A 307-nucleotide genomic window follows, 5' to 3' on the forward strand; every position below is an offset into this window, starting at 1 on the left:
GCGACATTAGCTCAGTTGGTAGAGCGATACCTTGCCAAGGTATAGGTCATCAGTTCGAACCTGATATGTCGCTCCAATTTTCTACATAATTTTGTATGCAACATTAGCTCAGTTGCGCTTTTAGAAAATGCGATACCTTTTTTTTTGCCAAGGTATAGGTCATCTGTTCGAACCCCTCTTTATTTATAAAGAAGGTCGCTCCAATTTTCTACATGATTTTGATAGTACGCGACATTAGCTCAGTTGGTAGAGCGATACCTTGCCAAGGTATAGGTCATCAGTTCGAACCTGATATGTCGCTCCAAAT

Annotated in this window: 2 tRNA genes; both read left to right on the forward strand. The window is 40.7% G+C overall.

From position 1 onward, the window contains the following. Positions 1-76 (forward strand) — tRNA-Gly (locus tag AAEY99_RS21295). Between the two features lie 152 nt (positions 77-228). Further along, a tRNA-Gly gene (locus AAEY99_RS21300) sits at positions 229-304 on the forward strand. Positions 305-307 lie beyond the last annotated feature (3 nt).

The sequence above is a fragment of the Shewanella sp. S1-58-MNA-CIBAN-0166 genome, from assembly GCF_040310085.1.
GTDB lineage: Bacteria > Pseudomonadota > Gammaproteobacteria > Enterobacterales > Shewanellaceae > Shewanella.